Genomic DNA, 25583 nt, shown 5'->3' with positions numbered 1-25583 from the left:
CCCGTCCACGGGAGCCGCGAGGCCGTCCGGTGTCCGGCCCCCGCGCGCGGGAGCCGGACCGAGGGGTGGAGCGGTCAGAGGCAGAGGGCCGCGTCCAGTGCGTCCGCCATGTGCTGCGCGCCGGCCCCGCCCGGGACGGTGGTGACGGTGATGGTGGCGGCGCGGCCGTCGTCGGTGACGCCGCCGCGGGAGCGGTAGCCGGGGGAGGTGCCGCCATGGCCCCAGGACAGGCCGCCGCAGGAGAGCGGCCTGCTCTGCAGGCCCAGCCCGTAGCGGACCCCCGGGCCCAGGAGTTCGGCGGGGACGGTGGTCCGCATCTCGGCGAGCTGCGCCGCGGGCAGGAGCCGGCCGCCGAGGAGCGCGGTGAAGAACGCGTTGAGGTCGGTGTTGGTGGAGACGATCGCCCCGGCCGCCCAGGCCATCGAGGCGTCCATCTCGGTGTAGTCGATCGGGGGCGCGTCCGGCGAGCTGCGGAAGTAGCCCTGGGGGTGGGCCTCGTGGATGCTGGTGTCCCCGGGGGTGGGGAAATAGGTGTGGCGCAGACCGATGCGGTCGATGACGCGTTTGGTGATCTCCTCGCCGACGGGCCGTCCGGTGACCTTCTGGACGAGGAGTCCGGCGACGATGTAGTTGGTGTTGCTGTACTCCCAACTGGTGCCCGCGGGGAAGCGGGCCTGCTGGGCGAGGGCGCCGTCGAGGAGGTCGCGGGGTTCGAAGTAGCGGTACTGCACGGTGGTGAAGTCCGCGAGGGCGGGGGCGTCCATGTAGTCGGGCAGGCCGCTGGTGTGCTGGAGCAACTGCCGGACGGTGATGTGGCGTCCGTCGATGCCGTCGCCGCGCAGCAGGCCGGGAAGGTAGGTGTCGACGGGCGCGTCGAGGCCGATCTTGCCTTCGGCGACGAGTTGGAGGACGACGACGGCGGTGAAGGTCTTGGTGTTGCTGCCGGCGCGTATCTGTCCGTCGACGGGGACCTTGGCGCCGGTGGCGAGGTCGCCGACGCCCGCGGTGTAGGTGCGTGTGCGGCCGTCGCGGCCCCTGACCGAGGCCAGTGCGGCGGGCAGGCCGTCGTCCTTGACCAGCGCGTTCAGGCTCTGCTGGACGCTGTCCGGCTTGGCGCCGGCGAACGCCGCGGTCGGTGCCAGCACGCCGGCCGCCACGACGCCGGCGGCCACGGCTGCTGCCACCATGTGCCGACCACGGCGGCTCCGGGGGGACCGGGGGGACCGGGGGGACCGGCTGTGCGGGACGTGCTCGTTCACGGAAGAACTCCTCTGCGGGAAGGGGAATTGGCGGGGTAAGCGGGTACGCGGGTACGCGGGTACGCGAGTGCGCGGGTTCCGCGCGCGCCGAGGCGCGCAGAACCCGCGGGTCGTACCGGTGCGGACGCTCAGACCGGATCGGGGAGGGTCAGCGGCACAGGGCCGCGTCCACCGTGGCCTCAACGTGCTGTCCGGCGGCGCCACTTGGGATCATGGTCACCGCGATGCTGGTGGCGCGGCCGTCATCGGTGGCGCCCCCGGCGGTGTCGTAGCCCGGAATGGTCCCGCCGTGGCCCCAGTAGAGGCCGCCGCACGACAGCGGCCGGCTCACCAGGCCCAACCCGTAGCGGGCGCCGGGGCCCACCTCGTCGGCGGGGACGGTGGTGCGCATCTGGGCGAGCTGCGCCGCGGGCAGGAGCCGGCCGCCGAGGAGCGCGGTGTAGAAGCGGGTGATGTCGCTGTTGGTGGAGACGACGGCGCCTGCCGCCCAGCCCCAGGAGGGGTCCAGTTCGGTGTAGTCGCGGAGCGAGCCGTCGGCGTCCCGGTTGTAGCCCTTGGGGTGGGCCTCGCGGATGCCCGTGTCCCCGGGGGCGGGGAAGTAGGTGTGGCGCAGGCCGATGCGGTCGACGATGCGCCGGTTGATCTCCTCGCCGAGCGGCCGCCCGGTGACCTTCTGGATGATCAGGCCGGCCAGCAGGTAGTTGGTGTTGTTGTACTCCCAGCTCGTGCCCGGGGCGAAGTGGGCCTTCTGGGCCAGGGCCGCGTCGAGGAGTTCGCGCGGTTCGTAGTAGCGCGTCGGGCTGGTGAGGATCGAGTCCTTGTCCACGTACTCGGGCAGGCCGCTGGTGTGCTGGAGCAGTTGGCGGACGGTGATGCGGTGTCCGTCGATGCCGTCGCCGCGCAGCAGGCCGGGCAGGTAGGTCTCGACGGGGGAGTCCAGGCCGACCTTTCCCTCGGCGACGAGCTGGAGCACGACGACGGCGGTGAAGGTCTTGGTGTTGCTGCCGATCCGCACCTGCCCGTCCGTGGGCACCTTGGCTCCGGTGGCGACGTCGCCCACGCCGGCGGTGTAGGTGCGGGTGCGGCCGTCGCGGCCCTTGACGGCGGCCAGCGCGGCGGGCAGACCGTCGTCCTTGACCAGCGCGTTCAGGCTCGACTGGACGTTGTCCGGCTTGCCGCCCGCGAACGCCGCGGTCGGTGCCAGCGCTCCGACCGTCATCACGCCGGCGGCCACGGCGGTCACGACCGCCACCGCCCGGTGCCGGCCGCGCCGGCGGGAGCGCGGGAGGCGGCTGTGCGGTGCATGCTCGTTCACGAAGGGACCCCTCTGATGAATGGCGCCGGTGATTCCCGGCCTTGATCAAGAGGACCATTCAGGGGCAGGGGAGTTCGTCCGTATCCAGGACGAACCGCACCCGGGAGCTGGCTCCGGGAGCCGCCCCCGGCCAGGACCGTGCTCCCGGCGGTGCTCTTGTCGGCCTTCCGGCGGAGCGGCTCTTCGAACGGGGGGCGTGTTGTACTGCTGAGGGGAGCGCGGGAGGGCACCTACCGGGTGCTCGGGCCGGGAGGCCGGTGGGGCAGCATGGGTGACGGACCACCGCCGGGATCCGTGGCACCTCCGCGCCTGCGCGGGCGCGCGTCCCCGCCCGAACGGAAGACATCTTCGTGACCGATACCGCCGCCGCCGTCCTCGCCGAGCAGATCCGGGCCCGTCTCGCCGGGTACGAGCGCCGGTTCAGCGCGCTGTCCGAGCAGTACTTCCAGGACCTGGCCGCCGCCTTCGACGCTCCGTCGTTCAGCCGGTTCACCCCGGACTGCCTGGCCCTGCTGCGGGACCTGTCGCTGCGTGGCGGCAAGCGGATGCGGGTGGCCCTGCTCTTCGAAGCCGCCCGGTTGGTGACTGCCGAACCCGTGGCGGGGCTGGACGACGCCGCGCTGAGCATCGAACTGCTCCAGACCCACGGGCTGGTCCACGACGACATCATCGACGACAGCCCCACCCGCCGGGGCGGGCCCTCCACCTACTACGCCTACCGGGGGCGGTTCCCCGACCGGCCGCAGACCGCGCTCGGGCTCGCCGTCCTCGCCGGCGACCTCGCACTCGCGCTGTCCCTCCAGGTCCTCCTCGATTCCCGGGCCCCGCTCCCGGTCCGACAGGCCATGGTCGAGGTGCAGACGCGGGCGGCAACGGCCACGTTCGTCGGCCAGATCATCGACCTGGAGCGGGACTTCACCGCGGACCCGGACGAGGAGGTGCTGCACGACGTGGCCGATTACAAGACCGCCCGCTACTCGGTCCTCGCCCCGCTCCAGCTGGGACTGCTCGCCGCTGGCGTCCAGCCCGCCCGCCACGACGAGGAACTGCGCCGCTACGCCCGGCTGGTGGGGATCTGCGGGCAGCTGCGCGACGACTACCTGGACCTCTTCGGCGACGCGGGGACGATGGGCAAGCCCACCGGAACGGACATCCGGGAGGGGCGGCGCAACTACACCGTCCGCGCCGTCCTGGCGGCGGCCACCGGCCCAGAGCGGGCCGTGGTGGAGTCCGCGCTCGGCGACGGGGCCTGCACCGAGGAGACCGTCGCCGCCATCCGCGACCTCGCCCACCGCCACGGCGTTCCGGAGCGGATGCGGGCGGACATGCGGCGCTTCGCGCACGCGGCCGCCACGGAAGCCGCGGCCTGGCGCCCCAGGTGGCGGGAGGAGGCGGTCGCGTTCTTCGAGTACCTGCCGAGGTGGAGCGTCGAGCGAGTCCGGTGAGGCGAGGTGAGGCGGGGTGGGATGAGGTGAGGTGGGCGAGCCGGGAATCCCACCCGTCCCTGACCGGCGGTCAGTTGGCTCCGGGCCCGACCTTGGTGGTGAGGACGAGCTTGCCGCGGGTGCGGCCCGCCTCGCCGCGGGCGTGAGCGGCCCCGGCCTGCTCCAGCGGGAAGGTCCGCTCCACCTCGACGGCGACCTCGCCGGCGTCGATCAGCGCGGCGATCGTCGTCAGCGCGGCGCCGTCCGGCTCGACCAGGAACGGGGTGACCCGCACGCCGGCCGCCTCGGCGGCCGCGGCCAGTTCGGGGGAGACACCGGCCGGGACGGCGACCAGCAGGCCGCCGGGGCGCAGGACCTTCAGGGAACGGATGCTGGTCAGGTCGTGGTCGTCGCCCACCAGGTCGATGACGACGTCGATGCCGGCGGTGGCGTCCTCGAAGCGGGTGCCGGTGTAGTCGATCACCTCGTCGGCGCCGAGCTCCTTGAGCCAGGGGTGCCGGGCGGCGCTGGCGGTGGCGACCACGTGGGCGCCCAGGTGGCGGGCGAACTGGACCGCGAAGTGGCCCACCCCGCCGGCGGCCGCGGTGACCAGCACCCGCTGGCCGGCCCGCACCTGGGCGGTGTCGACGACGGCCTGCCAGGCGGTCAGTGCCGCCAGCGGCACGGCGGCGGCGTGCACGTGGTCGAGCGTGGCCGGCTTGCGGGCGAACTGCCGGGCCGGGGCGGTCACGTACTCGGCGTAGGCGTTCGCGGCGCGCGGGAACCACGGCATGCCGTACACCTCGTCACCGGCCTTCAGCGTGGTCACGCCGAAGCCGACCTCCTCGACCACGCCGGACACGTCCCAGCCGAGCGTGAACGGCGGCTCACCCAGCAGGCCGGCCATGCCGGAGCCGTCGCGGGTCTTCCAGTCCACCGGGTTGATCCCGGCCGCGTGCACCCGCACCAGCACCTCCGTCGGCAGCGGCACCGGGCGCGTCACCTCGGCGACCCGCAGCGCCTCCGGCCCGCCGAACGTGTCCTGGACCACCGCGCGCATCGTGTCTGCGGACATGCGTCATCTCCCGAAGCATCAGAGTGTGGAAGGCCTTTCAGCGGCCGTTCCTCGATGCCGGCGACGCTATCCCCGCAGGTATGGTTACCTTCAAGGGCTAGTACTTCCCATCGGGAAGTGTCCTGGTGAGGAGAGTGAGCATGACGACCACCTGCCCCAGCGGCGAGCACTCGCAGCACGACGTCTACGCCGCCCAGTGCCCCTGTCGCGTCCTGCTCGACCTGCTCGCCAACAAGTGGGCCGCCCTCGCCATCGGCGCCCTCCAGGAAGGCCCCCAGCGGTTCGGCGAACTCCAGCGCCGCCTCCAGGGCGTCAGCCCCAAGGTGCTGACCCAGACCCTGCGCCGCCTGGAGGACTTCGGCATCCTCGACCGCACCGTGTACCCCGTCGTCCCCCTGCACGTCGAGTACTCCCTCACCCGCCTCGGCCAGAGTGCCGCGGTGCCGTTGAACGCGCTTCGCTCCTGGGTCGAGGAGAACATCGACCAGGCCTTCCGCCCGGAGCCGGTCGCGGGGTAGCCCGGCATCGGCGACGACCGGCTCGCGCCGCGGAGGGGCCGGCCGGCACGCCGCTGACGGCGGGCTCGCGGTGGGGGCCTGAACTCAGGGCCGGCGCAGGCGGCGGCCCCGCTGGGCCTCCATCGCGCCGCGGGCGACGGCGCGGGCGTGGTCCTCGGCCTCCGGGTCGATGCCGAGCAGCCGGTTGTGGTGCAGGTGCACCAGGCCGGGCAGCTCCGACCCCCGGGGGGTGGCCGCGCGCAGCGCCTCGCCGTAGCGGGCGAGTGCACCGGCCCGGCGCTGCCAGCCGGCCAGCAGCTCGCCGCCGCCGGGCAGGGCGCGCAGGGCCGCCCGGTCGTCGGCGGGGTCGCTCAGCCGCACGGCCGCCGTCCGCAGGTCGCGCAGCTGGGTGTGGACGGCGGATCTGGGATAGGTGGTCAGCAGCCACTCCTCCGCCCGCGCGGCGCCCTCGGCGGTGTCCCCGTGGACGTGCCGGGCCAGGTCGAGCATGTTGAGGGCGCCCAGCAGCCTCGGGTCCAGGTCGAGCCGGCCCGCCTCCAGTGCGTCGAGCTGGGCGAGCACGGCCGCGCTGTCCGCGCCGAAAGCGTCCTCGGCGGCGGTGGTCGCGGCCGGGCCCCCGTAGCGCTCCCACTCGGGCTCGTAGGTGTCGAGCACCAGTCGCCAGGCCAGTCCGGAGCGGCGCAGTTCGGCGAACCAGTCGTGGCAGTTCGGCAGCAGTTGCCGGTTCAGCGCCGCCGGGTCGCCGTGGAAGCGCAGCCTTAGGTGCGGTTCGGGGTCGCGGTAGCGCAGGAAGAACCAGCGGTCCACCTCGGCGGGCAGTGCGGCGAGCAGGCGGGGCAACGCTCCGACGAGCAGTTCGTTCTGACGCCGCGTCGAGCAGTAGACCTTGGCGTAGAGCCACTCGCCGCCGGGCGGCTGGACGCGGAGCGCGGGCGTCGGGCGCACAGCGGGTCGGGGACGGGGACGGGGGCGCGGGATCGGCGCGTCGGCGAGCAGCGGGAAGACCACCTCCGCGGTGTGCGCGCCCGCCGGGCCCGACAGCCAGCCGTACGCGTCCTCGCCCGTCGGTGCCTCGCGCAGGACGGCGTCCGGCCACCGCGCGACGTCCTGGCGCAGCAGTCGGAGGTGCAGCCCGGCGGAGAGGTCGAGTTCCAGGCCGCGATCGGCGACGCAGAGCAGCACGTGGTCCGGTACGCTCCAGCGCTCCCGCCAGCGGTCGAACTCCAGCCGCCACTCCCGCTCCGGCATGGAGGTGTCGGCGAAGAACGGCGCGGACGGCCGCCAGCGGGCCGGGGCGAGCACGGTGCGTCCGTAGCGCACGCGCGGGGTGTACGGCGCCTGCTCCAGCGGGCCCCAGTCCCAGGTGAAGCCGGGCCGGACACCCGACAGGCGCAGCTCGCGCAGGAAGCGCCCCACGTTGCCGACCTGGGCCTGTGGGTTGAGCATGTTCCAGGCCAGCGGGACGATCCGGCGGCCGCTGCTCAGCCGCACCAGCTGGAGGCCGGTGAGGTCGGCTCCCACGGCGAGGTCGTCCAGCGGCACCGTGCCGGGGGCCGTGCGGTCGGCGAAGGCGCCGACGACGATCTGCCGGTCCAGCAGACGGCGGACCTGGTTGAGGTTGGCCGACCGCGACCGGGAGGCCCGCAGGACGAGTTGGGCGGTCTCGATGCTGTCGTCGCCAGTGCCGTCGTCAGTGCCGTCGTCAGTCGCGCTCTCGGCTTCCGCGCAGGCTGCCGCGATCCGCTGCGCGGCGTCCGGCAGCAGGTGGGAGAACCTGCCGATGGTCGCACCGGCGTGGTCCGCGCCGGTCTCCGGGGTCAGCCAGAGTCGGAACCGGCCGCGCGCCAACGCCTCGGCGGAGCCGGCCAGTACCCGGGCGTAGAGCTCCAGCGAGGCGGGCGGGGGCAGGTCGGTGTCGGGGCTGAGGCGCGCGAGCAGGCCGTCGTCGAGGACCACCTCGGATGCACCGGCCATGGCGGCGGCCTGGGCCAGCTCGATCCGCAGCGCGTCCGCGGGCGAGGGCTCGGGCCTGGCGGGCTGCTCGCGCTCGCTGGGCGGCATCAGGTAGCCGCCGGGCTGCTCGCGGCCCTGGACCGCCGGGTGGCGGAGCGGGTCCATGTGCTGCTGACGCTGGAGCGGGCCCGGCTGGCCGCGGGGGAGCGGGGGCCGGCCATGGCCGCGTACGATGTCATCGGCGGTCTGACCGGGCTCGGCCGCTATCTGCTGGCCTGCGGTGACGGCCAACGGCCGCTGTTGGTCGCGGTGTTGGAGTATCTGGTCGAGCTGAGCCGGCCGCTGCGGATCGGTGGCCGCACGGTGCCCGGCTGGTGCGTGCCGGGGCCGCCCTCGCCCGGAGCGGATGCGCGGTTCCCCGACGGTCACCTCAACCTGGGCTTGGCGCACGGCGTTCCGGGGCCGCTGGCCCTGCTGGCGCTCGCCCGCCGCGAGGGAGTCGTGGTGCCGGGGATGGCCGAGGCCGCGCACCGGATGGCCCAGTGGCTGCTGGCACACCGCCGCCACGACGACGAGGGCGCTGGCGGCCCCGACTGGCCGGCCTCCCTCACCCCCGGGCACGAACACCGGCCCGGTGGGGACCGGCCCGGCGGAGTCGACGCCCCCCGGGCCAGGGCCGCCTGGTGCTACGGAACGCCGGGCGTCGCCCGCTCCCTGCAACTGGCCGGGCAGGCGTTCGACGAGCCCGACTGGGAGGCCGCGGCGGTCCGTGCGCTCCACGCGGTGCTGGACCGGCCGCGCGAGCGGCGGGGCCTGCACGACGCCATGCTCTGCCACGGCGCCGCGGGTCTGCTCCAAGTCACCGCCCGGGTGGCCCGGGACAGCGGTGACGCGCGACTGCTGGCCCGGCTCGGACCGCTGGCCGAGGAGGTCATCGCCCACTACGACCCCGAGGCCGCGTTCGCCTTCCCCTGCCCGCCCCCGCCCGGCGCGGTCACACCTGGCACGGTCACACCCGGCACGGTCACACCCGGCGGGGAGCGGCCGACCTGGGCGCGCGACCGGGCAGGGTTCCTGGAAGGAGCGGCCGGCGTCGCGCTTGCCCTGGTCGACCACCTGGCGGGCGGTGCCGAGGAGGCCGGCGCCCTGCCGTGGGACGCCGCGCTGCTGCTCGCGTAGCGGCCGCCCCGGTGCGGGCGGGTCGGTGCGGTCTGCCGTCGGCGGGCCGCCCGGCCCGCCCGTTCGGAGCGGGTGTCGGGGCGCCTGCCCGAGCTGCGTGCAGGCGGAACCGGTCAGGATCATCGGAGGGTGTCTCGTTCTTCGGGGCACGTGAGATGCCGCCGCCGGTGCGCCGGTCAACCGGCGCGGGCGGTACGGGCGGTGCGGGCGAGTGGCGAACCACCCCGACCCCGGGCAGCACGGACTGCCGCCCGGATCAGGGCAGTTGGCGCACGTCGGGCCGGAGTCTCAGACGTGCACGATGGTGAGGGGAGTGCGGCGGTGACACGTACTATGACCGGGTTTCATCGCCCACCTCCCTCGGTTGCGCGCGGACAGGGCAGCGCCGGGCCCTCGTCGGACCCCTGCTGCCGGGTGGCGACACCCCTCACGTAAGAGCTTCGGCACTGCACGGCGTATCCCCACCCGAGCGGGCGGGAAGCCACTTCGGGTCACCCCTTAAGCCGAGGAGACCTGTCCTGACCCTGGGCGTCTCTCGACGTCGTCGGATCAGTGGCCTGTATCCGTGCAGACGCCTCACCGAACGAGGAGTCGCGTCGACAAGTAGACGCGCCCCCCGACCAGGGTGTCAAGCCGCTCCGACCCCCCGTCAGAACCGCCCGGACCGCCCGTCATCAGCACGTTTCCTCCGCGGCACAAACTGTTCGCCTGCGGCGCGGGCCCCGGTGGCCACTGACCGACAGAGGCCCTGCCGGAGGTGTCTCCGGCAGGGCCTCTGGCCTTCGGCGTGGGTCAGCTCCTGTGGCGGGGGAGCCGGTGGGACTCGACCGGTCGTCCGTCGGCGAGGTGCTCGGTGACGATGCGGCCGGCGACGGCCGGGTCGATCCTCCCGTACCAGACGTCGTCCGGCTGCACGCTGACGACGGGGGCCTGGTTGCAGGGGAACTGGCACCCCGTCTGGGTGACGAGCACGTCGTCGTCGCCGAGGCCGTGCTCGGTCAGCTTCTGTACCAGGGCGCGTAGCCCCTCCTCCGCGCCCTGGGCCGCGCAACGCGGGCCGCGGCACACCAGGACCTGGTGCCGGTGGCCGGGGACGTCCTCCCAGGCCGCGGACGTGAGGCCGGGCTCCTCGCCGGTGATGGCCTTCGTCACCGCGGCCACCGCGGGGACCGCGTCCGGTGAGTCGGCGAGGCGGGTCGCGACGAGGAGTTCGGGACGGTGGCCCGCGCGCTCGCGCCACCAGTGCGCCGCGATCCGCCGTAGCCAGGACTGGCCCGGGCCGGAAGCCGCGAGGCGGACGCCGATCACGACCACGGTCTCGGTGCCCGCGTCGGCCAGCCTGGTCAGCTCGGCCGACAGGGAGGGGTCCGCCTGCTGCAGGAAAGCGATCGAGGCCCGGTGCGACGCCGCGGTCCGGAGGAGTTCGTCACGACGGACGGCTTCCCCGATCGACATGCCGACCAGGAGCGTGGCACTGCGGCGGGCGGGTGCGCCCGGGGCGGGGAGGGTCATGGCGATGTCCCTTCGGGGAGCAGTCCGTTCCACCGGATGTGCGGCCTGTCGTGCCGGGGGTGTCGTTCCACGGTCACGTCGACGCCGTAGACGTGCGCGATCGTGGGCGAGGTGAGCACGTCGGAGCTGGGCCCGTGGGCGACCAGCCGGCCGTCGAGCAGGACGGCGACCTCGTCGCAGTAGGCGGCGGCGAGTTCGAGGTCGTGCAGCGCGGCCACCGTGGTGACGCCCAGCCCGCGCACGGCGCCGAGGAAGCCGAGTTGGTGGCGCAGGTCGAGGTGGTTGGTGGGCTCGTCGAGCAGGAGCACGCCGGGCTCCTGCACCAGCGCCCGCGCGAGCTGGACCCGTTGCCGTTCGCCGCCCGACAGCGTCGGCCAGGCCCGGTCGAGCAGGTGTCCGACGTCGGCCGCGGCAACGGCATCGGCGAACACGGACCGCTCGTGGGCGTCGGCGGCGGAGTCCATCGGCACGGGCCAGCGGCTGCGGTACGGCGTGCGTCCGAGCTCGATGACCTGACGGACCGGCAGTGACAACCGGGTGTCCGCCTGCTGCTCCATGAAGGCCACCCGTCGTGCTCGTCGGCGGGCCGTGAGGGCGTGGAGGTCCTCTCCGTCCAGGAGGACGCGCCCCGCGCTCGGCCGGGTCAGTCCGGCGACCGCGCGCAGCAGGGTGGTCTTCCCGGCGCCGTTGGGCCCGAGCAGGCCCGTGATCCGGCCGGGGGCGAACGCGAGCGAGACCGCGTCCAGCAGCGTGGCTCCGCCGATGCGCACGCGGAGCTCCTCCGCGCGCAGCTCGGCGGGCGGCGTCACGGTCACTGCGGTCCCCCCTCGGCCCGCCCCTGGCGCCACAGCAGCCAGGCGAAGAAGGGCGCTCCGAGTCCGGCCGTGATGACGCCGACGGGGATCTCCCGGTCGGGCAGGACCGAGCGCGCCACGATGTCGCTGCCCACCAGGAGGGACGCACCCACCAGTGCCGACACGGGCAGCAGGAGGGCGTGGCGCGGGCCGCAGACCAGTCGGACCACGTGCGGTACGACCAGGCCGAGGAACCCGATGACGCCGGTGTTGGCGACCAGGCACGCGGTCACCAGCGCGGCGGTGGCGACGAGGAGCCAGCGGGTGCGCTCGACGTGGACGCCGAGGGAGCGGGCGGTGGTCTCGCCGAAGGCGAAGGCGTCCAGGTCGCGGGCCGAGGAGGCCAGGACCGTGACGCCGACCAGCGCGACCGCGGTCAGGAAGACGGCGGTGGGCCAGCGCACGCCGGCGACCGAGCCGAGCGTCCACTCCATGACACCGCGCGCCGCGTTGCGGTCCCCGAGGACCAGCACGACGAACGAGGTGTAGGCCCCGCACATCTGCCCCACCGCGATGCCGGCGAGCACGGTCCGGGTGGTCGGTAGCGACCGGGTGCGGGCGCCGGCCAGTGCCAGGACGACGGCGGCGGCGAGCAGGGCACCGGCGAAGGCCGCCGTCGCCACCGCGCCGGTGCCCACGGCGCCGGTCACGCCGACGCCGAGGACGATCACGGTGACCGCGCCTGCGGCGGCTCCGTCGGAGATCCCGAGCAGGAAGGGATCGGCCAGGTCGTTCCCGGTCAGCGTCTGCAGCACCGCGCCGCAGACCGCGAGGCCTGCGCCGGTGGCAGCCGCTCCCAGAACCCGGGGCAGCCGCAACTGCCAGACGATCTGGTCGTCCAGCAGCGTGACGTGCTGGCCGCCCAGCCCGAGACGGCGCGCCACGACATCGATCACCGTCCGGACCGGCTCGGGTTGCGAGCCCACGGCCAGGCCGAGGAGCACGGTGGTCAGCAGCAGGGCCGCACCGATGGCCAGGGCCGCCGTCGCGCGGCCCGGACCGGAGGGCCGCACGACGGGGCGGGGTTCGGTGGTCATGAACCCGGGTGCAGCTGGCCCAGCCCTGCGGACACCCGGGCGGCACCGTCGGCGAGCCGCACGCCGGGAGTCGACTCCGAGAACGGCACCACCACGAAAGCCTTGCGCTGCACGGCGGTGAGCTTGCTCAGCACCGGGTCGTTCTCCAAGTAGTCGATCTTGGACTGGGCGGTGTCCCAGCCAGCGTCCGCGACCACGATGGCGTCCGGGTCCGCCGCGACGACCTTCTCCCAGCTCACGTTCTGCCAGCCACCGGGCAGGTCCCCGAAGACGTTGCGGGCGCCCACGGCATCGAGCACGAGCTGAGGTCCGCCGTGGCCGGCACCGACGAACGGCGACTTGGTGTCCGAGTCGTACCACAGGACCTTCAGACCCTTGCCCGCGGCCGTCGCCGTGAACTGGGCGAGCTGCTGCTCCTGCTGCTGCTGGATCGCGGCGGCCCGCTCCGTGACACCGAAGACCTCGGCGACGTCGTTCAGTTCACCCCACACCGCCTGCCAGGTCGTCGGCGGCACCTGGCTCTTGTCCGAGCAGCCGAACGGGGACAGGTACGACGGGATGCCCTGGCCGCGCAGCTCGTCCCGGCTGCCCGCGACCTTGTCGGTGAACGCGCTGGAGTAGGAGGCGTACAGGAAGTCGGGACGGGCCGCGAGGAGCTTCTCCTTCGTCGGGTAGTCCTTGGAGAGCACCGGGACGGAGTCGTAGGCCGCCTTCCACTTCTCCGGGACGGAATCGTCGAGGTAGGCGGTACCGGCCATGCGGGACTGCAGGCCGAGGGACAGGGCCACCTCGGTGGCACCCTCGTTGAGCGTCACCAGCCGGGCGGGCGGCGCGCCGACCGTCACGGTCGTCCCGCAGTTGTCCACGCTCACCGGCGCGGCACTTCCGGCCGCCCCGCCGGACGTGGCGGGCGCGGGGGCGCCGGTGCAAGCCCCGAGCGCGCCGGTGAACAGGACGGCCGCGACCACCCGGCCGACACGTATCGGACCTGTGGGACGAACGGAACATATCGATCGAAACGGATACAGCAGACCGCTGGGCACGTGTTCTCCAAAACCCTCGTGGAACATGTCGCGCCGTGGCCGGTCTCCTGGCTTCCGCATCAACACGCCGCAGCCGACCTTCCCGGACGGCTCTTCCAGCCCGCCCAGTGGCCCTGACCGCTGGAAAAGCCGGTCAGCGAGGGCCGCGGAACTCCGCGGCAACAGTGGCGAGGGCCGCACCGGACTCAGACCGGTTTCCCGTACACCACGGCGATGGCAAGGTATCAGGCGTGGTCAGGTCGGTGCTGACCGGCTCAAGGACGCCCACCGGCCACGCGAAGCGCCGGCAGCGGCAGCGCCTTGACGGAGGTGTGTGTTCGGCCTGCCGGCTTTCCAGCGCGCTGTCACGCAGTGGCGGTGGCAGCTTCGGTGGCTCCGCCAGTTGAGGGTGACTGGAGGGAGCAGGCCGAGATCCGGACCGCGAGCTCCTCGTAGTCGACGGGTTCGCCACACAGCCGGCGTACGGAAGCAAGGCCCAGGCTGGCCTGTCCGGTGGCCTCCACGAGAGCACGGGAAGCAACGTAGAAGCGCCACTGGCCGATGTCGAGCGGGTCGTAGTCGGCGTGGGTGAGCGCGATATGGAGGGCGAAGACGTAGACATCCGCGTTGTAGGACTGCTCTGCGGCGTCACCGTCCTCGGGAGTCCAGGTGCGTCCGCGCAGCCGGGAGAAGCGAATCTCCGACAGCTGACGCTGCCCCCAGGCTTGGAGGTAGGCGCTGGTCTTGACCTCGATCCTGAGCCCGTCAGGCGTCAGGACATCGAAGCTGTCCCATTCCATGTTGCGTGCCACAGCGCCGACGGCGCGGTGGACCAGGAATTCCGCGAGCAGGCCCCGGGTGGTGTTGGTTCGCAAGTCGGGCATCGCGTAGCGCCAGAAGTCCAGCACCGTCCCGGCATCGGTGCCGCGGAAGGCCTCGTTGCCGTCGAGCGGCGCCAGTTCGGCCGGGGTGTGCCAGGCGTTGGGGGCGGCGGAGTCGGAGAGCATTCCCCCAGCCTGACACGGGCGCCGGACGGGGAGGGCGGTATCGGGGGCAGCGCTCAAAGTCCACGGCGCTGTGCCCTCGCGCCCTCCCGGGCTGGAGAGCTGCTGTTTCCGCAGGTCAGAGGCCTGATTGCTGCCTCGAAGTGCCGCGGTTCCTCGGCGGCCGCAAGCGCAGCTGCGGCGAGTCCGCAGGACTCGGTCTGTGCCCGCGTGTTACTGGGTACGGAGGGGATCGACGGGGGAGTGGGTCGCGAGTGGCGAGAGGTCGGAGCCGGGGCGTGAGTGGTGAACTGCGGTATGACGATCTGGTGCGGCCGCTGCCGGAGTTGCTGAAGAGGCACACCGAACGGTCGGCGGAGCGGGTCGCGTTCCACGACTTCTCGCGCGGCGTCAGCTACGCCGAGTTGGAGCGGCGGACCGGGCGGTTGGCCGGGTCGCTCGTGCGGGCGGGGGTCCGGCGCGGGGATCGGGTGGCGCTCTGCCTGGGCAACTGCGTGGAGCTGGTGGAGGGTTGCCTCGCCGTGCTGCGGGCGGGGGCGGTCGGTGTCCTGCTCAACCCCCGCTCCTCCGACGACGAACTCGACTACTACCTGCGGGACAGCGGCGCCTCGGCCATCATCACCGACCCCGCGCACCTCGCGCAGCTGCACCGCCTCGGCGCCGCGTACCGCGGCCTGCACACCGTGCTCACCGGGGCGGGCCCGATCCCCTCGAACGCCCCCGACGGCACCGTCCTCTTCGAGGCTGCGGCCTCGACCGGGGACGGGCCCGCGGCCCCCGACGACCTGGGGCTCGACGATCCGGCCTGGCTGCTCTACACCTCCGGGACCACCCACCGCCCCAAGGGCGTGCTCTCCACACAGCGCAGCGCACTGTGGTCGGTGGCGGCCTGCTACGCGCCGCTCTTCGGGCTCTCCTCCGAGGACCGGCTGCTGTGGCCGCTGCCGCTGTTCCACAGCTTCGGGCACTCCCTCGCGATCCTGGGCACCACGGCCGTCGGCGCGAGCACCGCGATCGCCGGCGACCTGCTGACGTCCGGCGAGTTCCTGACGCCCGGCGACCTGTGGCGCACGCTGCGCACCCCGAGCGCCGCCCTCGGCGGGCCGTTCACCGTCCTGGCCGGCGTCCCCACGACGTACCACCGGTTGATGTCCTCGGCGAAGGACACCCCGCTCCCCGCACCGCGGCCCGGGCTGAGGCTCTGCGTCACGGCGGGCGCGCCGTGCCCGCCCGAGCTGCGCGGGGCGGTGGAGGAGACGCTCGGCGCGCCGCTGCTCGACGTCTACGGCAGTACCGAGACCTGCGGCGCGATCGCGGTGGCCCGCCCGAACGGCCCCCGGGTCGACGGGTCCTGCGGACTGCCGGTACCCGGGGTCGAGGTCCGCGTCGTCGATCCGGACAGCGGGGCCGACGTCCTCGCGGGCGGCGAGGGCGAGATCTGGGTCAGCGGTCCGAATCTCATGACGGGCTACCACGACCAGCCGGAAGCGACGGCCGCCGCGCTGCGCGAGGGCTGGTACCGGACCGGGGACCTCGGCCGTCGCGCCGAACACGGCCACCTCGTCCTCACCGGCCGGGTCAGCGAACTGATCATCCGGGGTGGCGAGAACATCCACCCCACGGAGGTCGAGCACGTCCTGCGGGGCTGTCCCGGGGTGCGGGACGCCGTGGTCCTCGGCCTGCCGCACGGCGTCCTCGGCGAGGTCCCGGTCGCCTTCGTGGTGCCCGGCCCGGAAGGCCTGGACCCGCGGCTGGTGCTCGACGTCTGCCGCTCGCAGCTCGCGGAGCACAAGGTCCCCGTCGAGGTCCGTGAGATCGCGGCCGTCCCGCGCACGCCGTCGGGCAAGATCGTCCGCCATGCGGTGCTCAGCGACCCGGCTGCGGCGCCGGCCCCGGCCCCGGCCGGGGGTTCCCTGGAGCACGGGCTGCTGTCGCTGCCCCGGGAGGAGCAGGAACGCGCGCTGTGCGAGAGGGTGTGCGCCGAGACGGCCCGGGTCTGCGGACGGGCGCCGGAGAGCGGGCCCGGGGCGGGCGGCTCCTTCGTGGACGGCCCGTTCGCGGACCGCTCGTTCACGGACCTCGGGCTGACCTCGCTCGGCGCCATCGAGCTGATCGACCGGCTCGCGGCGTCGACCGGGCTGAGCCTGCCGACGACGCTGGTCTTCGACCACCCCACCCCGGCCGCCGCCGCCCGCCACCTGCACACCGAACTGTTCACCGCCGAGCCTGCCGTACCCACAGCCGAGGCCGTCACCGCACCGCGGACCGCCGAGCCGGAGGACCCGTACGACCGGGACCCGGTGGTGATCGTCGCCATGGCCTGCCGCTACCCCGGTGGCGTGGAATCCCCCGAAGGGCTCTGGGAGTTGGTGTCGCAGGGCACGGACGCGATCTCGGACCTGCCGACCGACCGGGGCTGGGACCTCGCCGCCCTCTACGACCCCGACCCGGACCGGATCGGCACCTGCTACACCCGCAGCGGCGGATTCCTGCACAGCGCCGCGGAGTTCGACGCGGGCCTGTTCGGCATCTCGCCGCGCGAGGCGTTCGCCATGGACCCGCAGCAGCGGCTGCTGCTGGAGGTCACCTGGGAGGCGTGGGAGCGGGCCGGGATCGACCCGGCGTCCGTCCGGGACAGCGACACGGGCGTCTTCCTCGGGGTGATGTACGGCGATTACGCCTCCCGCTTCACCGAGCACGAACTGGAGGCCCACCTCGCCTTGGGCTCGGCCGGCAGCGTGGCCTCCGGCCGGCTCTCCTACGTGTTCGGCCTGCGCGGGCCCGCGATCACCGTCGACACGGCGTGCTCGTCCTCGCTGGTCGCCGTGCACCAGGCGGCCCAGGCGCTGCGCTCGGGCGCGTGCTCGCTGGCGCTGGCCGGCGGCGTCACGGTGATGGCGACGCCCAACCCGCTGGTCGCGTTCAGCCGCCAGCGCGCCCTCGCGCCCGACGGCCGGTGCAAGTCCTTCTCGGCCACGGCGGACGGCACCGCCTGGGCCGAGGGCGCCGGGGTGCTGCTGCTGGAGAGGCTTTCCGACGCGCGCCGCAACGGACACCCGGTGCTGGCGGTGGTGCGCGGCAGCGCCGTCAACTCCGACGGCGCGTCCAACGGCCTGACCGCGCCCAACGGCCGCGCCCAGCAGCGCCTGATCCAGCTGGCGCTGGCCGATGCCGGGCTGCGCGCGCACGAGGTGGACGCCGTGGAGGCGCACGGGACGGGCACCGCGCTCGGCGATCCCGTCGAGGCGCGGGCGCTGCTCGCCGGCTACGGCCGGGGCCGGGGGCCGGAAGGCCCTCCGCTGTGGCTGGGCAGCGTCAAGTCCAACCTCGGGCACACCCAGGCCGCCGCCGGAGTCGCCGGGATCATCAAGATGGCCCAGGCCATGCGGCACGGCGAGTTGCCCCGGACCCTGCACGTGGCCGCCCCCACCCCGCACGTCGACTGGTCGGCGGGCCGGGTCGAGCTGCTGACCGCCGCCCGGCCGTGGCCCGCGCCCGCCGGCCGGCCGCGCCGGGCCGGCGTGTCGGCCTTCGGGATCGGCGGCACCAACGCGCACGTGATCATCGAGGAGCCGGCCGCCGCCGACCGCGCCCCGCGGCAGGAACCCGCGCGGCCCCAGGGGCCGGCGATGCCAGCGGCCGTGCCGTGGCTGGTCGGCGGGGCCGACGAGGCGGCCCTGCGGGCCCAGGCACGACGGCTGGCCGACCACGTCGCCGCCCGGCCTGGCCTCTCGCCGGCGGACGTGGGCTTCTCGCTGGCGGTGTCGCGGTCGGCGCTCACGCACCGGGCGATGGTGCCGGCCGCGGACCGCGAGCGCATGCTGGCCGGACTCCGGGCGATCGCCGACGGCACGCCCGCCGACGGCACGCCCGGCGCCGGGGCGTTGACGCGCCTGGCCGACCCGCGCACCCGCACCGCCTTCCTGTTCACCGGGCAGGGCGCGCAGCGCACTCGGATGGGCGAGGAGCTACGGGAGGCGTTCCCCGCGTTCGCCGAGGCCTTCGACGAGGTCTGCCACGCGCTGGACGGCGAACTCGACCGGCCGCTGCGCACGGTGATCCGCGCCGAGCCGGGCTCGCCGGACGCCCTGCTCGACCGCACGGACTTCACCCAGGCCGCCCTGTTCGCCTACGAGGTGGCGCTCTTCCGGCTGGTGGAGTCCTGGGGCGTGCGGGCCGACTTCCTGGCGGGGCACTCCGTGGGCGAGTTGGCGGCCGCGCACGTCGCCGGAGTGCTGGACCTCGCCGACGCCGTACGCCTGGTCGCGGCGCGCGGGCGGCTGATGCGGGCGCTGCCCGACGGCGGGGCGATGGTGGCCCTCGACGCGGCGGAGCACGAGGTCCTGCCCGAACTCGTGGACGTGGCCGACCGCGTGGCGATCGCCGCGGTCAACGGACCGCGCGCGGTGGTGGTCTCCGGCGCGCGGGACGCGGTGCTCGCCGTCGCGGCGCGGTTCGAGGCCCGCGGCCGCCGCAGCACGCGGCTCAAGGTCGGCCACGGCTTCCACTCGCCGCTGGTGGACCCGGTGCTCGACGAGTTCCGCCGCGTCGCCGAGACGCTGGAGTTCCGGCCGCCGCGGATCCCGGTGGTCTCCACCGTGACGGGATCTCGGGCGGCGCCCGAGGAACTGGGCTCCGCGGACTACTGGGTGCGGCACGCGCGGCTTCCCGTCCGGTTCGCCGAGGCCGTGGAGTGGCTGGGCGCCAACGGCGTCGGGGGCTTCCTGGAACTCGGCCCGCAGCCCGTGCTCACCGCCTACGCGCAGGAGTGCCCGGCCGTCCAGGACGGCGGCCCGGTGCTCCAGGACGGCGGCGGCCCGGTGTTCGCCTTCGCGGCTCGCGACGGCGAGCGGGAGCCGGACACGCTGCTGGCGGCCGTGGCCCGGCTCCACGTGCGCGGCGCCGGCGTCGACTGGCCCGCGGTGTTCGCGGAGCGCGGGCTGCGGCGCGGGCTGCGGCGCGTGGAGCTGCCGACCTACGCCTTCCAGCGCCGGCGGTACTGGCTGGACCCCCCGCGCCCGGCCGGGGCCGGGGCCGGGGCCCACCCGGGCCCCGGCGAGCATCCGCTGCTCGGCCCGCCGTTCGAGGTGCCGGGCACCGGGCACACGGTGCTCTCCGGCCTGCTGTCGGCGAGCGCCCAGCCGTGGCTCGCCGACCACGTCGTCGGCGGGGCGCCGCTCGTGCCGGGGACGGTGTTCGTCGAGATGGCCGTGCGCGCGGGCGACGCGGCCGGCTGCGGCACGCTGGAGGAGCTCGTGATCCTGCGGCCGCTGGCGCTGCCCGCTGCGGGGGTACGGGTCCAGGTCGTGGTGGGGGCGGTGGACGACTCCGGTCGGCGGTCCGTCGAGATCCACGCGCGACCGGTGGAGGCCGCTGAGCCCGCCGAGCCCGCCGAGCCCGCCGAGCCAGCCTGGACGCCGCACGCCACCGGCCTGCTCGCCCGCACGCCCGAGCCGGGCACGGCACCGGAGGGGCGCGGCCTGACGCAGTGGCCGCCGCCCGGCGCCGCGGAGATCGATCCCACCGGCGCCTACGAAGCCGCGGCGGGGCGCGGTCTGGCCTACGGGCCCGCGTTCCGCGGCGTGCGCGCGCTGTGGCGGCGGGGTGCGGAGGTGTTCGCGGAGGTCCGGCTGCCCGAGCCGTGGACGGCCGAGGCGGACCGGTACGGCATCCACCCCGCGCTCCTGGACGCCGCCGCGCACGCCTCGATGCTCGCCGCGCACGCCCCGGGAACCGACCCGGGCGGGGGCACGGGCGCGGGCGGGGGCGCGGGCGGCGCCCGGGTGCCGTTCCAGTGGAGCGGCGTGTGCCTGCACGCCGCCGAGGCGTCGACGGTGCGGGTGCGGATCGCGCCGGTCGGCGAGGCAGGCCCCGCCTCGGAAGGCGGCGCGCTCTCGATCACGCTCGCCGACCCGGCGGGCCGCCTGGTGGCCCGCGTCAACTCCCTCTCCACCAGGGAGCTTCCGGCCGGACACCGCGATCCCGGGCAGGACATCGCCCAGCGCGCCCTGCTGCGCCCCGACTGGGTCCCCGTCGCACTGCCCGGCCGGGCACCGCAGTCGGCGGGCTGGACGGTCCTCGGGCCGGACCAACTGAACCTCGGCGCCTTCGTCCCCCTCGCCGGCCCGTCCTCGCCCGCGGCCGGCGCGGACGCCACCACCCCGCCCCGCCACCTGGCGGTCACCGCCGTCGGCTCGGAATCGGAAACGGACCGCGACCCACTGGCCGACGTCCACCTGCTGACCACGCGGGTGCTCAAGGCCCTACAGGACTGGCAGGACGATCCGGCCACTGCGGGCTCGCGGCTCGTGGTGGTGACGCGGAACGCCACCGCACCCACGCCGGACCTGGCGGGAGCCGCGGTCTGGGGGCTGGTGCGTACGGCGCAGTCGGAGCTGCCGGGGTGCGTGGTCCTGATCGACGTGGACGAGGACCCCGCCTCCCTGCGCCTGCTGCCCGCGGCGGCCGTCAGCGGCGAGCCCCAACTCTCCCTGCGCGCCGGGCGGGCGACGGTGCCGCGGCTGGTCGGCGTCCCGGCGACGGTCCACCTGCCCGAGCCCTGGCCGGCCGAGAGTGCCCAGCCCCGCCGCTCCGGTGCCTTCGACCCGGACGGCACGGTGCTGATCACCGGCGGCACCGGAGCACTGGGCGCGGACCTGGCCGGGCACCTGGTCGACGCGTACGGGGTCCGCCACCTGCTGCTGACCGGGCGGCGCGGCCCGCACGCACCGGGCGCCGACGCCCTGCGCGCGAGTCTGGCGGAGCGGGGCGCGCAGGTCAGGATCGTCGCGTGCGACGTGGCCGACCGGGCCCGGCTCGCCGAGCTGATCGAGCAGTGCGACCCCCCGCTGACCGCCGTCGTGCACGCCGCCGGGGTCCTCGACGACGGAGCGCTGGCCGCGTTGTCCCCCGAGCGGCTGGCGGCGGTCCTGCGGCCGAAGGCGGACGCGGCCTGGCACCTGCACGAGTTGACCCGCGACCGGGGCCTGTCGGCCTTTGTCCTGTTCTCCTCGATCTCGGGCGTGCTGGGCCGGGTGGGCCAGGGCAACTACGCCGCGGCGAACTCGTTCCTGGACGCGCTCGCCCAGTACCGGGCCGCCGCCGGCCTGCCCGCCGTCTCGCTGGCGTGGGGCATGTGGGGACACGATGCGGGCATGGCAGCCCAGTTGACCGAGGGCGCGGGGCACCCGAGGCCCGACGACGTGGTCCGGGCGTTCACCCCCGCCCAAGGACTGGCCCTGTTCGACGCGGCACTGCGGACGGGAGCCCCCGTACTCGCGCCGGTCCTGCTCGACCGGGCCGCGCTGCGCACCGCCGCAGGGCAACTACCGGCGCCGCTGCGCGACCTGGCGCGCCACGGTCGGCCCGCCGCCGAAGTGCAGAGCGGTGAGACCGAACCGCCGCCGGGCGGCCGGGAGGGCTCGGAGCCCGGGGCGTGGCGCACGCTGCTGGCCGGGCTGCCCGCCGAGGAGCGCGGGGCCGCGCTCACGGAACTGCTGCGCGGCGACGTGGCCGCGGTGCTCGGCTACTCCGGCGCGCAGGACCTGCCCGCCGGCAGGACCCTGGCCGAGCTCGGCTTCGACTCCCTGACGGCCGTCCAGTTCCGCAGCCGACTGAGTACGGCCCTGCGCCTGCGGCTGCCCGCGGCCGTCGTGTTCGAGCACCCGGCGATCGAGGACCTCGCCAGTCACGTACTCGACCTGCTCGACGATCTGCCCGACAACCTGCCCGACAACCTGCCCGACGGCACACCACGTGAGCGCCCCGGCCTCCGGCCCGCACCACCCACCGGCCGTCCCGCGCAGACGCTCGCGGCGCTGTACCGCGCGCTCTGCGAGCAGGGCCGGCCGGCGGCCGCGATGCACCTGGTGGTCGCGGCTTCCTCGGCCGCCGCGACGTTCGGCGCCGACGACGCCGCGGAGCACGCCGTGCCGCCGCTGCGCCGGGCCCGGGGCCGCGCCGGCTCCCCGGTCGTGGTCTTCTTCCCCGACCACCGTCCGCTCCCCGCATTCCCGGGAGGCGGGTTCGAGGCCCTGCACGCCTGCTTCGATGGCGAGTTGGAGGTCCTGGAGTTCCCACACCCGGGCATCGGCGCGGGGTACGCCGTTCCGGCCGACCGGGAGACGCTCGCCCGCCTCCACACCGAGACGGTGCTGCGGCACGTCGGCAACCGGCCCGTCGTCCTGGTCGGTGCTTCCGCCGGGGGCGCCGTCGCGCACGCCGTGACCCGACGCCTCGAACTCAGGGGATCCGCTCCCCTGGGGCAAGTGCTGATCGACACGTATCTCGTCCACCAGGGCAACCACTCCACGGACTGGCTGACCGCCCTGGCCGCCCCACCGGCCCCGTACCTCGCCGCGGACGTGAGCGCGGACGGGTCCACCGGAGACGAGGACGCCGCCGTCGCGGCCATGGGCGCCTACACCGGGCTCTTCCTGGACTGGCGCCCGGAGCCCGTGAACACCCCGACCCTCCTCATCGGCGCCGCGCGCCCGACCCCGCTGATGGCGGCGCGCGCGGACGGCGACTCCTGGCGCACGTCCTGGCCGCTGCCACACGAGCGCGTCGAGGTGCCCGGCAACCACCTCTCCCTGGCACGGGAGGACGCCGCCACCACGGCAGCCGCGATCCGCACCTGGATCGACTCCCTCGGCCGCACCGGTTAAGTCCTGCCTTTCGGATCAGTGTGTGCAGCCGGGGGAGCGGGAAGTCGGCCCGTCCGACTTCCCGCTCCCCCGGAACCGGTCGCCGGGTGCGCGGGCGAACCCCGTTCGGGTGAAGCGCCGGACGGCCCGGTGGAGGCAGTGCCGGGGCGGGGTAACGGGTGATCGGGAGTCATGGGAAGCCGCGCGACGCGGGGTTCCCGGGCTCCCGTCGATGCCCCCTGACGAACCCAGCACGGGAGTCCCCTCATGCACCTGCGCTTCAGCCCGCGCGCGGCGGTCGTGGTCACCGCCGGCGTCCTCGCCCTGTCCCTGGTCAGCCCCTCCACGGCCTCGGCGGCCCCCGGCGTCGTGATCATGGATCGCGGGGGCGAACGGGAGGAGGTCACGGACCCGGTGCCCGGCGAGTGCCACCGCGGCCTCGGCAACGACACCACGATCGTGAACTTCACCAGCGGCCCCATCCGGCTGTTCACCGACCGCAACTGCCGGTCGAGGATCTCTTCCCTGCTGGACCCGGACGGGGCCCGGGAGAACGTGAACGTCGGCAGCTTCATGGCCATCACCTGACCACCGCCCCACCCGTTCACCTGCCGCCGGACCGGCTGCAAGGCGGTCCGGCGGCCGTACCCGAGTCCCCCGCGCCGCCGGCCCCCACGGTGCCGTGCAGATGCGGCAACAGGGCTTCCTGGAAAGCTTGTTGGCGTAGATACCCTTCGCGAGCTACCAAGAGGCCCTGTTTTCATGCGCGGTTGCCGCCACAGGCACCCGATCGAGACTCCGGTTCGACGATGCCGCCCGTGTACAGCGCTCAGCTCTGCGGACTCAGTCCCACCACGGCGAGCCGAAGCAGCCGGTCCGCCCAGGCGGCGGAGCTGGGCTGGTGTTCAGTGGCGAGGACGATGCCGACGGCCGGCGTGATCAGGTCCGTGACGGTGACGCCCGTCGGCCAACAGATCATCAGTGATCCATCAGTGATCCATCAGGGAACTGTCAGGAACCCGGGGCGCGGCGTTCGGGCCGACCTAGCATCCGAGCATCGTCTCTTCCCCACGGACGATCTTCACCACTCTCAGTGATCGAGGTACTTCGGCATGCGCGGTCTCTCCCGCCGGTCCCACACGCTCGCCCAACGTGCCGTCGCGGGCGTCCTGCTGTCGGGTCTGGCCGTTGCCGGCCTGATGGTCTCGCCGCAGCGGGCCGCCGCAGCCGACTGCGACGGCCAGAGCAGCGTGGGCGGCGGCAACTGCACCACGGCCCTGATCAACTCCATCGGTGCCATGATCGGCGGCTTCCGCAGCGCGGCCCTCCAGGCGCAGGCCGACAACGCCGCGTTCACCCAGGGCATGGCCAGCCAACTGAGTGCCGCGGCTCCCGGCTACAACGTCATGGTGTTCAAGTACGACGGCACCGACCTCTACGACACCATCTGGTTCCGCAACGTGTACGAGGCGAACATGAACGGGGTGCTGGTCGACACCACCGTCAAACTGCAGCACCACGACTCGCAGGGCGGGCCGGCCGGCTACGACGACTTCCGCATCTGGGTCTTCGCGGGTGACTCGACCTTCACCAACAAGGGCGACGGCGGGTACGGGAACTGGGCGTTCGTCGGCTCCGACTCCGACCGGACCGTGAGCACCACCAGGTCCTGCGTGCTGATCCGCTGCGTCGACAGCAAGCGGATCATCCACTTCCCCGCCCGCGACATCACGGTCCCGGGCGTCCCGAAGAGTGGTGGCACCCCGATCACCGACACCCCGGGCACCCCCGGCATCCCCGCGCACGATGACGGCGATGACGGTGATGACGACGGCAACGGCGACGGCAACGACGACGGCGACGGTGGCGACACCAGCACCACCCCGGCCGTCCCCGCGCACCAGGGCGGCGGAAAGGGTGGGGGCAGCAAGGGCGGCAGCGGTGGTGGTGCCGGCATCGCCGGGCTGCACCACCCCAAGGTGAAGAACGGCCGGGGTCCGGTGGTCACGGGGTCCTCGATCCTGGCCGCCGCCAGCGGCGCCAAGAACTCCGCCTGGCAGTTCACCGCCCTGGGCAACGGCCGGTACAAGATCACCAGTGCCGTCTCCGGGCTCGCGCTGACCGAGAACACCAAGACCTTCTTCGCCGAGGCCAAGCCCTGGACCGGCGCCGATGCGCAGAAGTGGCAGCTCGTCAGCGCGGGCGGCGGCCAGTACCAGATCCGGATCACCGACCAGGACTGCCTGACCTACGACGAGGACGCCAAGGCGCTCGGCGTCTGGACCTGCAACAATGCCTGGAACCAGCAGTGGAAGCTCCAGTAGCAGTCACCCGCGCACACTGACCCGACGCACCCCGACCCGGCACCCGCCCGGGTCGGGGCGCGGCCGTATTCGAACAGTGCCTGGTGGCGGCCGATATCCGGCCTCGGATCACGCGGTGGTGTGGCCGGTGATCAGTTCCAGCAGGCGGTACACGGCCTCGTCCACTCCCGGGCGGTGTACGGCGACCACGGCGGTCTCCAGGTGGGGCGACTCTCCCCGCAGCGGGACATAGGCGACTCCGCGCTCGTGACGGACTGGGCGATACGCGGACACCCCTACGGCTGCCGGGCGCTCGTCGTCCTGCTGGTGTTCGGCATGGTCTTCGGTCTGACGGTCGTCGTCGCCGAATCCGTGATCAAGATTGGAGCAGCAGGTCGTTGACCGGTACCTCGACCTGCTCCGCGACCGGTAGGGGCCCCGATTCTGCGGGCGGCTGCGCGCGAAGGCGCCGGGCTGGCAGGA

The 25583-nt window shown here is 74.3% G+C and carries 17 protein-coding genes and 2 riboswitches; of the genes, 7 read left to right on the top strand and 10 right to left on the bottom strand.

Translation table 11 applies throughout. The features are described from left to right. Positions 1-74: 74 nt before the first annotated feature. Positions 75-1187 carry a serine hydrolase domain-containing protein gene (locus ACFVX9_RS35295; protein WP_387985865.1) on the bottom strand — a complete coding sequence of 371 codons (1113 nt, stop codon included), beginning with the start codon at positions 1185-1187 and terminating at the stop codon, positions 75-77. A 220-nt stretch (positions 1188-1407) separates the two neighbouring features. Further along, positions 1408-2574, bottom strand: coding sequence for a serine hydrolase domain-containing protein (locus ACFVX9_RS35290; protein WP_387985862.1), 1167 nt, complete (start codon positions 2572-2574; stop codon positions 1408-1410). 350 nt (positions 2575-2924) lie between these two features. Between ACFVX9_RS35290 and ACFVX9_RS35285 the strand changes: the two genes are divergently transcribed. Further along, entirely contained in the window at positions 2925-4019 is a 1095-nt protein-coding gene (locus ACFVX9_RS35285; RefSeq protein WP_387985859.1) for a polyprenyl synthetase family protein, read from the top strand. Positions 4020-4089: 70 nt separating this feature from the next. On the opposite strand, the gene ACFVX9_RS35280 is transcribed toward ACFVX9_RS35285, so the two are convergent. Then, on the bottom strand, positions 4090-5073 hold the full coding sequence (locus ACFVX9_RS35280; protein WP_387985856.1) for an NADP-dependent oxidoreductase: 984 nt from the start codon (positions 5071-5073) through the stop codon (positions 4090-4092). A 140-nt stretch (positions 5074-5213) separates the two neighbouring features. Between ACFVX9_RS35280 and ACFVX9_RS35275 the strand changes: the two genes are divergently transcribed. Continuing rightward, positions 5214-5591 carry a winged helix-turn-helix transcriptional regulator gene (locus ACFVX9_RS35275; protein WP_387985853.1) on the top strand — a complete coding sequence of 126 codons (378 nt, stop codon included), beginning with the start codon at positions 5214-5216 and terminating at the stop codon, positions 5589-5591. Positions 5592-5675: 84 nt separating this feature from the next. Here the strand turns inward: ACFVX9_RS35275 and ACFVX9_RS35270 are convergent, their stop codons facing one another. Then, positions 5676-7709: a thiopeptide-type bacteriocin biosynthesis protein gene (locus tag ACFVX9_RS35270; protein WP_387985850.1), complete on the bottom strand. Its 2034-nt coding sequence runs from the start codon at positions 7707-7709 to the stop codon at positions 5676-5678. On the opposite strand from ACFVX9_RS35270, the gene ACFVX9_RS35265 reads away from it, so the two are divergent. Further along, a complete protein-coding gene (locus ACFVX9_RS35265; protein WP_387985847.1) occupies positions 7710-8723 on the top strand; it encodes a lanthionine synthetase C family protein in 1014 nt (337 codons plus the stop codon). Between the two features lie 417 nt (positions 8724-9140). Then, positions 9141-9318: riboswitch (M-box (ykoK) riboswitch) on the bottom strand. 197 nt (positions 9319-9515) lie between these two features. On the opposite strand, the gene ACFVX9_RS35260 is transcribed toward ACFVX9_RS35265, so the two are convergent. From ACFVX9_RS35260 to ACFVX9_RS35240, 5 genes are all read right to left on the bottom strand, one after another. Further along, positions 9516-10235 (bottom strand): ferredoxin, encoded by a 720-nt coding sequence (locus tag ACFVX9_RS35260; RefSeq protein ID WP_079136529.1) that lies wholly within the window; start codon positions 10233-10235, stop codon positions 9516-9518. Further along, entirely contained in the window at positions 10232-11050 is an 819-nt protein-coding gene (locus tag ACFVX9_RS35255) for an ABC transporter ATP-binding protein (RefSeq protein ID WP_079136528.1), read from the bottom strand. Before ACFVX9_RS35255 ends, ACFVX9_RS35260 begins: the two co-directional genes overlap by 4 nt. Continuing rightward, on the bottom strand, positions 11047-12126 hold the full coding sequence (locus ACFVX9_RS35250) for a FecCD family ABC transporter permease (protein WP_387985843.1): 1080 nt from the start codon (positions 12124-12126) through the stop codon (positions 11047-11049). The genes ACFVX9_RS35255 and ACFVX9_RS35250 overlap by 4 nt, the downstream gene beginning before the upstream one ends. Beyond that, positions 12123-13094 (bottom strand): ABC transporter substrate-binding protein, encoded by a 972-nt coding sequence (locus ACFVX9_RS35245; protein WP_380380291.1) that lies wholly within the window; start codon positions 13092-13094, stop codon positions 12123-12125. The genes ACFVX9_RS35250 and ACFVX9_RS35245 overlap by 4 nt, the downstream gene beginning before the upstream one ends. A 94-nt stretch (positions 13095-13188) precedes the next feature. Next, positions 13189-13394, bottom strand: a riboswitch (cobalamin riboswitch). Positions 13395-13513: 119 nt separating this feature from the next. Then, a complete protein-coding gene (locus tag ACFVX9_RS35240; RefSeq protein WP_380380289.1) occupies positions 13514-14155 on the bottom strand; it encodes a hypothetical protein in 642 nt (213 codons plus the stop codon). A gap of 275 nt (positions 14156-14430) precedes the next feature. Here ACFVX9_RS35240 and ACFVX9_RS35235 point away from each other — a divergent pair, with 275 nt between their 5' ends. Further along, entirely contained in the window at positions 14431-22818 is an 8388-nt protein-coding gene (locus ACFVX9_RS35235) for a type I polyketide synthase (RefSeq protein WP_387985838.1), read from the top strand. Positions 22819-23064: 246 nt separating this feature from the next. Then, complete coding sequence (locus ACFVX9_RS35230; RefSeq protein ID WP_380380689.1) at positions 23065-23385, top strand: hypothetical protein; 321 nt, start codon at positions 23065-23067, stop codon at positions 23383-23385. A 241-nt stretch (positions 23386-23626) separates the two neighbouring features. Here the strand turns inward: ACFVX9_RS35230 and ACFVX9_RS35225 are convergent, their stop codons facing one another. Further along, on the bottom strand, positions 23627-23776 hold the full coding sequence (locus ACFVX9_RS35225; protein WP_380380691.1) for a hypothetical protein: 150 nt from the start codon (positions 23774-23776) through the stop codon (positions 23627-23629). 133 nt (positions 23777-23909) lie between these two features. On the opposite strand from ACFVX9_RS35225, the gene ACFVX9_RS35220 reads away from it, so the two are divergent. Together ACFVX9_RS35220 and ACFVX9_RS35215 are read left to right on the top strand one after the other, a co-directional pair. Next, the gene (locus tag ACFVX9_RS35220) at positions 23910-25121 is read left to right on the top strand and encodes an RICIN domain-containing protein (protein ID WP_380380693.1); all 1212 of its coding nucleotides are present in this window, start codon (positions 23910-23912) and stop codon (positions 25119-25121) included. 120 nt (positions 25122-25241) lie between these two features. Then, a complete protein-coding gene (locus ACFVX9_RS35215) occupies positions 25242-25502 on the top strand; it encodes a hypothetical protein (RefSeq protein ID WP_380380695.1) in 261 nt (86 codons plus the stop codon). The last annotated feature ends 81 nt before the right edge of the window (positions 25503-25583 follow it).

The organism is Kitasatospora sp. NPDC058243 (assembly GCF_042882025.1).
Classification (GTDB): Bacteria; Actinomycetota; Actinomycetes; order Streptomycetales; family Streptomycetaceae; genus Kitasatospora.
Note: the sequence above shows the minus strand (reverse complement) of the source record. Positions and strands in the feature narration are given on the sequence as shown.

Excerpts from the sequence above, each read along its gene's own strand:
- ACFVX9_RS35295 (WP_387985865.1), bottom strand. The coding sequence starts at position 1,187 with ATGGTGGCAGCAGCCGTGGCCGCCGGCGTCGTGGCGGCCGGCGTGCTG.
- ACFVX9_RS35280 (WP_387985856.1), bottom strand. The coding sequence starts at position 5,073 with ATGTCCGCAGACACGATGCGCGCGGTGGTCCAGGACACGTTCGGCGGG.
- ACFVX9_RS35275 (WP_387985853.1), top strand. The coding sequence starts at position 5,214 with ATGACGACCACCTGCCCCAGCGGCGAGCACTCGCAGCACGACGTCTAC.
- ACFVX9_RS35270 (WP_387985850.1), bottom strand. The coding sequence starts at position 7,709 with ATGGACCCGCTCCGCCACCCGGCGGTCCAGGGCCGCGAGCAGCCCGGC.
- ACFVX9_RS35260 (WP_079136529.1), bottom strand. The coding sequence starts at position 10,235 with ATGACCCTCCCCGCCCCGGGCGCACCCGCCCGCCGCAGTGCCACGCTC.
- ACFVX9_RS35250 (WP_387985843.1), bottom strand. The coding sequence starts at position 12,126 with ATGACCACCGAACCCCGCCCCGTCGTGCGGCCCTCCGGTCCGGGCCGC.
- ACFVX9_RS35240 (WP_380380289.1), bottom strand. The coding sequence starts at position 14,155 with ATGCTCTCCGACTCCGCCGCCCCCAACGCCTGGCACACCCCGGCCGAA.
- ACFVX9_RS35230 (WP_380380689.1), top strand. The coding sequence starts at position 23,065 with ATGCACCTGCGCTTCAGCCCGCGCGCGGCGGTCGTGGTCACCGCCGGC.
- ACFVX9_RS35225 (WP_380380691.1), bottom strand. The coding sequence starts at position 23,776 with ATGATCTGTTGGCCGACGGGCGTCACCGTCACGGACCTGATCACGCCG.
- ACFVX9_RS35220 (WP_380380693.1), top strand. The coding sequence starts at position 23,910 with ATGCGCGGTCTCTCCCGCCGGTCCCACACGCTCGCCCAACGTGCCGTC.